General features: G+C 65.2%; 5 protein-coding genes and 4 pseudogenes. 2 read left to right on the plus strand and 7 right to left on the minus strand.

Features of this window, described 5'->3' with window-relative positions; genetic code table 11:
• A partial coding sequence (locus ACLML9_RS26590) for a HEAT repeat domain-containing protein (RefSeq protein WP_411948085.1) occupies positions 1-257 on the minus strand: 257 nt, incomplete at its 3' end.
• A 161-nt stretch (positions 258-418) separates the two neighbouring features.
• Here ACLML9_RS26590 and ACLML9_RS26595 point away from each other — a divergent pair.
• Together ACLML9_RS26595 and ACLML9_RS26600 are read left to right on the plus strand one after the other, a co-directional pair.
• Positions 419-592, plus strand: a pseudogene (locus ACLML9_RS26595) (DUF4158 domain-containing protein); the annotation flags it as partial.
• A gap of 918 nt (positions 593-1,510) precedes the next feature.
• A pseudogene (locus ACLML9_RS26600) lies at positions 1,511-2,754 on the plus strand (IS110 family transposase).
• Between the two features lie 33 nt (positions 2,755-2,787).
• Here ACLML9_RS26600 and ACLML9_RS26605 read toward each other — a convergent pair.
• The 6 genes and pseudogenes from ACLML9_RS26605 to ACLML9_RS26630 all read right to left on the minus strand — a co-directional run.
• Positions 2,788-3,736: pseudogene (locus ACLML9_RS26605) on the minus strand (IS110 family transposase).
• 476 nt (positions 3,737-4,212) lie between these two features.
• A complete protein-coding gene (locus ACLML9_RS26610) occupies positions 4,213-4,965 on the minus strand; it encodes a hypothetical protein (protein WP_411948086.1) in 753 nt (250 codons plus the stop codon).
• A 527-nt stretch (positions 4,966-5,492) separates the two neighbouring features.
• On the minus strand, positions 5,493-6,053 hold the full coding sequence (locus ACLML9_RS26615) for a hypothetical protein (protein WP_411948087.1): 561 nt from the start codon (positions 6,051-6,053) through the stop codon (positions 5,493-5,495).
• The gene (locus tag ACLML9_RS26620; protein ID WP_411948088.1) at positions 6,035-6,256 is read right to left on the minus strand and encodes a hypothetical protein; all 222 of its coding nucleotides are present in this window, start codon (positions 6,254-6,256) and stop codon (positions 6,035-6,037) included. Before ACLML9_RS26620 ends, ACLML9_RS26615 begins: the two co-directional genes overlap by 19 nt.
• 41 nt (positions 6,257-6,297) lie before the next feature.
• Positions 6,298-6,531 carry a hypothetical protein gene (locus ACLML9_RS26625; RefSeq protein ID WP_411948089.1) on the minus strand — a complete coding sequence of 78 codons (234 nt, stop codon included), beginning with the start codon at positions 6,529-6,531 and terminating at the stop codon, positions 6,298-6,300.
• 257 nt (positions 6,532-6,788) lie between these two features.
• A pseudogene (locus ACLML9_RS26630) lies at positions 6,789-7,238 on the minus strand (DUF4158 domain-containing protein); the annotation flags it as partial.
• Positions 7,239-7,402: the final 164 nt, after the last annotated feature.

The following is a 7,402-nucleotide window of genomic DNA, read 5'->3' on the forward strand; positions in this document are numbered from 1 at the left end:
GATGTCGTCGGCATCGGCAAGCATCGACACGGGGGCGGCCCGTCCGCAGCGGGCCGGTCGCCGCCCAGGTATCCGACCGCTCGGACCGCCGCGGCCCGCACCTCGTCGTCACGCGCCCCGAACACCGGCAGGATATCCGGAACCGCGCCGGACCCACCGGCTTTGGTCAGCGCGATCAGCGCATCGAATTGCCGCCGTGGATCGGCCGACCGCAACGCCGCTTTCGGGGACTCGTCTTCCGCGCCTGCTCCGTGCACTCTTTCCTCCAGCGACCCCCGCCCCTTGGTCTCGTCGGCCGCGTTCTGGCATGGGGGGTCCAGTGGCGTGAAAAGTCACGCTAAGCCAGACCAGGTGGTCTGAGCACCGTTTCGGGAGTTTAATGAGCATTGTTGCCGCGCTGATGGTTTCATGAGCGGCTGTGCAGGATGAGGGTGCGACACCGGGGTACGGCCAGTTCGGAGTGTTGTCCCGGGTCGAGCTGGAGCGGTTCTTCCATCTCGACGACCAGGACCACGAGCTGATCGCTGAACGCCGCCGCGACAGCAATCGATTGGGCTTCGCCATCCAGGTCGAACTCCGAACCGTCAGGTTCGAATCGTTTTCGACCTGAACCCGCGGACTTCGCGTCGTTAACGCTGGTCCGTTCCGTACTGGGCCCAGGAATCCCGAACCTGCGGTGAGCGCGTCGTGCTGCGCTTCGGGATGTTGATCGCGGGTGGACACCCGTCCGTAGCCGATTCTCACTGGCGGGAGCGTATCGCGTACCCCCGACAGCGAGACGTTTAAGCGGACACGGCATGTAAGACGTCTCCGACCTGGGAGGACAATCCAGGCGTCACCGTGTCTCGCAAACGAATGATTGCTTGACAGCAGGCCTGGGCGGTTACGGACCTCTGGCGGGTGGCGTTGGGGGGTGTCCCTACTTATCCGTGAACGCATCCGGAGCCACAGTCCTTGGGAACCGGCCTCGTCTGGGGCCTCAGTGCTCAGACCGTGGTCACTGCGATTCGTTCGGGTCCGGCGCGGTGAACCCCTGGGTGTCCCTGGGGCTGTAGACCCCTCGCCATAGGCCGTGGGTACCTCGTCGGACTGCCGCCCGTTCGATGCCTGGATCGAAACCGGGGCTATGAGCCCTCTGTACAGACAGTGCACGCTCGGGTAGCGAGGCGCTGCCGTCTGGACCCCTGCACATCTCGTGGGCCGGGAGCCCTGATGCAAGACCGCGGGCGAGGCGGCGGCGGGATCGGCCGGGCAGGGCATCGGCACGGCGTGTCGTCCTTGCCCGGCCGTTGTATTCGACTGGGATAGAACGTGGTTCGAGCCCGCCTGCACGATCCGGACGCCCCTGTAATTCGAGAGCCCTTCGAGCTCTGACACAGACCGGCGCCGTGCGGGTGAGCTGGGATCGCGAACAGCTCATCGGAGGCCAGCCCACGGAGGCTCGTAAGTAGGGCGCTGCGCGTTCTCGCTTGGGTTCGAGACCAGCGGAAACAGATCGGATGGAGGATAGATGCACCGTTACTGCGGGGTGGACTGGGCCGAAGGACACCACGACATCGCGATCGTCGATCACGAGGGCAAACTCGTGTCCAAGAAGCGGATCAGTGATGACCCGACAGGGTTCGCCGAACTGACGCAGATGCTGGGCGAGGCCGGTGATACCGCGGAGGACCCGATCCCAGTGGCGATCGAGACCCCGCGCGGTCTTATGGTCGCTGCCCTGCGGGCCGCCGGACGGCCCGTATTCGCGATCAACCCGATGGCCGTGGCACGCTACCGCGAACGCCACAGCGTCGCACGGGCAAAATCCGACCACGCCGATGCCATGACCTTGGCAAACATCCTGCGCGTCGACGCCCACCTGCACCGGAAACTGCCCGAGGACAGTGACCTCGCCCGGGCCGTCGCAGTCCTCGCACGCGCCCAGCAGGACGCGGTCTGGCGACGCACAAAGGCCGGCAACGAGCTGCGGTCGCTGCTGCGCGAATACTATCCGGCGTTTCTGGCTACCTTCGCGGCCAAGTCCGCCACGAACCTGGCCAAAGCCGAAGCCCGTGCGGTCCTCGCCATCGCACCGACGCCGGCTCTCGGAGCGAAGCTGACCAAGACACGAGTCGGCGCCGCATTGCGGCGAGCCGGCCGCCAACGTGGTGTTGACCAGCTCGCGGCCGAGATCGTCGAGGGACTGCGAACCACGCAGTTGCGGCAACCGGCGCCGGTCGAACAGGCGATGGGCCGCCACGCCCTGGCACTATTGGCCATGCTCGACGCTGCCTGCACCGGCGCCGCCGAACTGGAACAAGCGACCGCCGCCGAGTTCCGCCGGCACCCGGACTACGCCATCATCACGAGCTTCCCGGGGCTTGCGGACCTCACCGGATCCCGAATGCTCGCCGAAATCGGTGACGACCGGGCCCGTTTCGCTGATGCCCGGGCATTGAAGGCATATGCCGGGTCCGCGCCTGTTACCAGGGCGTCCGACAAGGCAATCTCCATCACCCACCGACGAATCAAGAACGACCGCTTGGCTGCGGTCGGCTGGGTCTGGGGAACGACGCTGGTCGTGCTGCCCGGGCGGGCCAACAGCACTACCGGCGTCGGCGCGACCACGGCGACCGCCACGCACCCGCGGTCCGGCACCCGTTCAACAAGATGCTCGGCCAGCTCTACCACTGCCTGCAGACCGGTGAAACCTTCGACCCCGCCAAAGCATTCAGCCGGCCCGCCGCGCCACCGGAACCAGCTGCCGCTTGACAAGTAAGCAGAATCGGAGGTCTATGGTGTTCGTCAAGCCGCTGAGGCTGCCGGTGCCCGGTAGGGCTGTTTGCTGTGGAGCATGGCGTAGAGGACGTCGCAGCGTCGTCGGGCGAGGCAGATGAGGGCGGCGTTGTGTTTCTTGCCCTCGGCGCGTTTGCGGTCGTAGTAGGCGCGGCTGGCCGGGTCGTGCAGGGCGGCGAACGCGGACAGGAACAACGCCCGTTTGAGTTTGTGGTTGCCGGATCGGGCGGGATGTTCACCGCGGATGGAACTGCCGGAACGGTGAGTGATCGGGGCGATGCCGGCGTAGGAGGCGAGGTGCCCGGCCGAGGCGAACGCCGTGGCATCACCGACTTCGAGCAGGATGCGGGTGCCGGTCCTGACTCCGATGCCGGGCATCGAGGTCAGGACCTCGGATCTCCAGCACCGCCGGGTGCGCGATTCTCGGGCCGAGGACTCGTTCGAGAGCGGGATGGACGCCGGTGAGCAGACCACGAATGCGGTTGCTGGTGCGGGTAGCCTCACCGGCCAAGTCGTCGTCGAACCCGGCCAGGACAGCGAGTTCGGTGAGTGTTTCATCGCCGACGTCGACGCGGCGCAGCGTGTGCGGCATGGTGCGGGCGGCATCAGCGATGATGTGGGCATCGCGGGCATCGGTCTTGGCCTGGCCTGGGTAGAGGTCGGCGATGCGGCGCATCGACAATCCGGGCAGGTAGGCGACATCGTGTCCGCAGGCGCGCGCGACGGTGACCGGCAGGGCGCCGATCGTGTTGGGTTGATCGACCACGATCAGCAGCCGGCCGTGGGTGGCGAGTTTGTCGAACACTGCCCGCAGCCGGGATTCGTCGTTGGGCAGTGCCTTGTCGAAGTTGGGCAGTGCCTTGTCGAACAACCGTTTCCCGGCCGGGTCGAGCCCGACCGCGTGATGTTCGCCTTTTACCACGTCAACGCCGCAGAACACGGCATAGGGTTGTGTCACCTTGCTCGGCCCTCATCGCATCGAAACGCTCACCGGACGGTCGCCGATCCAGCGTCAACGCCCGGCACCCACGTTACGAAGAGACCTACCAGCGGCCCTGTCCCCATCAGCGGTCCGTCGACGCCACCAGGACCCGGCGACACCACCCCCCCCCGGATCATGGAAAAGACAGGGGCAAGAAGTCATACCGGGCCTGGCGACCGTGGGCCCGGTTCCGGGCCCACGAAAAAGGTAACGGGGTTAGAGGCTCGTCCGCCAGAAATCCGCCGGCAAAGAGTAGGTCACCATCTGCCGGCGTATTTTCGGTGGATGCTCCTCTACCCTCGTTTTCCTGCTCGCGGAGCAGGCGGGGCGTAGTCGATCGTGTGTCGGGCCAAGCCATGGGTCGGCCGATATCAGATTTCCGTAGTAGGGGTAAGAAACTTGCATGATCGCCGGGGCCGTGCCGCCCGTATTCCACACCCGATCCCAGCGCCCTATCCGCGCGGCCTATATTTCTCCTCCAGCCAGCGGTCCATTGCGGCGGCGTCCCTCAGGTTGACTCCATCACGCCTCATGTCTTGAATGACGAAGTCGAGGTCCTCCCCGACTATTTTCCGGAGGTAGTATCTTGCGCCGGCGAGCGGTTTTCCGGAGAACATGGGACTATCGAGGATCTCTTGCCCGGTTGGGCCTTCGGTTTTCGTGACCGTGGGTGCGGTTTCGTCCCTGAAAGGGGCCTGTATGACCTGCGGGCGGTCTCCTGTCGGTTGGGATTGCGGGGTCGGGACGTCTCGCTCCTTGCCGGCGGATCGCGCGTCGGTCTCGGTGACCTCTCCGCGCGGCCTATTTTTCTCCTCCAGCCAGCGGTCCATTGCGTTGGCGTCCCTCGGCGTATAGTTCTGCTCCAGCCAGCGGTTCATTGCGGCGGCGTCCCTCAGGTTGACTCCATCACGCCTCATGTCTTGAATGACGAAGTCGAGGTCCTCGCCGACTATTTTCCGGAGGTAGTATCTTGGGCCGGCGAGCGGGGTTCTGGAGAACATGGGACTGTCAAGGATCTCTTGCCCGACCGCGTCTCGCATCTCGGCGACGGATCGCACCTCGGCCTCGGTGACCTTGGCAACGGCGTCATCGATGTGGCCTCTGGCTGCCTCCATGTCTCCGGAGAGCTTGCCCGCTGCCTGGCGCGCGGCCTTCACGGCATCTGCTGCGAGGTGTTCGAGCCATTCGCGTGACGATTTTTCCATGGCTCCTTCGAACGTTTACCACGTGGCAGCTCGACGCGAGACGCCGCCGATGAATTATCCTCCCGTGGCAGCGCGACTCACTTGTTCCCCGTGGTGGACGTACGTGTCGCCCGCCGCAGACAAGCGTTCTACGCAGGTAGAGACGGTGCCCCTCCTGATGTTTCGCCCGGTGTGTGAGGTAGCGGGCCGAACCAGAACAGTGATATCGCGGTCAACGGTGACCCCACTGCCCGGACCGGCGCTGGCGGCGAATACCGGCGGTGGCACCTGGCCGGACAGGGCTTCATGTACCGGATGACACGATCGTTAACGACACCCCGTATTCGGTTCCCACCCTGAGTACTACCGGAACCCCTGGCAGGCAATTCCTACCGCTACCCGATGGTCGGTTCAGGTAGTGGCGATGGACGCGGTGGAGCCTGGACGCGGGGATTCTGCTTTGTTGGCGCTGAGCTCACTCCAGGACAGTGCGGGCTGGCCCTGCTGTCTTCGGCCACTCTGATCTCGATGTCGGTGAACCCCGCCTTCTACAGAGCGTCCACGTTCATCGATCGCTCCAGGGCGGGCAGGATCTCCACTGCTCCGGTAGGGATGAGCAGCCTGCCGTCGGGTTTCAGAACTCGATGGAGCTCGGCGGCGCCGCCATCGCGCAGGCGGTAGAACAACGGCATTCTGTCGAAGTAGACCGTGTCGGGCAGCGCCGACATGTCACGGAAATCCGCCACGATATCCGGCCTGGAGTCCGGCTCGCCGTTGAGGAACACCTCACCCGGTTCCGCGGGTCGGAAAGCGTGACCGCCGCCGACCACCAACCGCGCACCGCCCTCGGTCTTCCCCGCCTCCGATAACAAGGCACCCAGGTCTGCTGTTGGCTGCGTGCGCAGCGAGGCCGGGTCCATCTTCACCGGTTCGGTACCGTGCTTGCGTTCCCGGCCGCCATCGTTCTGATCGATATCGTCGAGCTGTCGCATCTGCCGGGCACGCACCTGGCGAAGATCGGTGTCCCTCAGATACTGCGGGGTCGACCCGGGCCGAATCCGCAGCTCCCCGGCCGAGGGCAGCATCGGTTTCATCTCCGCCAAAGCCACCTGTTGCCTTTCGAAGAAAGCCGCCAAAACCTCTCCCGGATGAGCTGCTCCCTATCGACCGTCTCGGCGATCCCCTGCTCGAGCGGGCGAATGTTCTTGCCCCTGTACCAGGGATTGGTGATGGTATCGCTCACTTTCCCGAGATGGCGGCTCAAGGCCTCGACCACCCCGGCCATCAGATTCCTACCAAAGTCTTTGCTCACCCGATCCGCCTCTTGACGGGGGGAAGGCCACGACACCCCACTCATCGACCCACCGCCGCCGGCGCGGTATCCAGACGCGTCAGCGCGTCGGTCATACGCTGCTTGAGACCGGCGATGAATTCCGTCGGGTCCAGCGGCTTGCGGATCTCCGCGTGGTGGACCTCGCGGGTGGCGTCGAAGTCACCGGGCAGATCGTCCTCCGGATTGCGCCACCGCTGAGTACCGTCGACATAGCTCTCCCTGCGCCGCAGGGCATCCCGCAATGCCACCAGCACGCACAGCTCGTACGGGATGCGTTCGACGCTGGCCGCGTTCGTCGACCACGGCCTCCCGCCACGCCTTGGGGACCACGTTGTCCAGCGGCACCGTGTCCGTTTCGGCGTAGAAGCGGACCTTGCCGTCGACCGACCTTGGCGTAGCGTTGCAGCAGTTCCAGAGCCTGCATCACCGGCCGATAGGCGGTGTTGTCGCACCGAAAGTCCAACGCCGCCAGCAGCGGGGGCAGCATCCGCCGATACTCGGCCCGCCCAGGCGGCTCGATACGCTCAGCACGGCACCGCACCAGTAGTGCCTCGTGCAGCTTCTCCTCACGGAAGTCCACCGGGCACATCTCAGCCGCAAGCCACTCGGTCAGCCGCTCCTCGTCGACGCGGGTGAACTCACGGAACCCGAACTCCTCGCGGACCTGCGCACGGTGATACTTCGCCGAACGCCCATGCCAGGGATACTTCGCGAACTCTGTCGCATCGACCTTCACCTGCCCGGCGACGTAAACCACCGCAACCGCCGGAAGATCCTCCGGGCCGCGCGGGAACCGGCCCTCCAGCTCGAAGAACTTCAGCAACAGGCTGAAACCCAGCCGGGTCCCACCCGTCTTGTTGCCCACCAACCGCCAGTCCTTCTCGACCAGCGTCCACGCCCCGATCAGATCCTCGGGCGACCACTCCTGACGCACGATCGGCAACGGTAGAGCCGAAAACACTTACCCGCACGTTACTTTGCCCCGGGGTCAGCTTCGGGATTCCCAGGCCTACTGGTGACTCCGGAATTTGTCTGCGGTAGCGCTCGCCACGAAGCCTGGATTGATAGCCAAACCGCTTAGCGTGACTTTGCGCGGATCTGGACCCCACGTGCCGTTCTTGACAG

Source organism: Nocardia sp. NPDC002869 (assembly GCF_046764065.1).
GTDB classification, from domain to species: domain Bacteria; phylum Actinomycetota; class Actinomycetes; order Mycobacteriales; family Mycobacteriaceae; genus Nocardia; species Nocardia rhamnosiphila.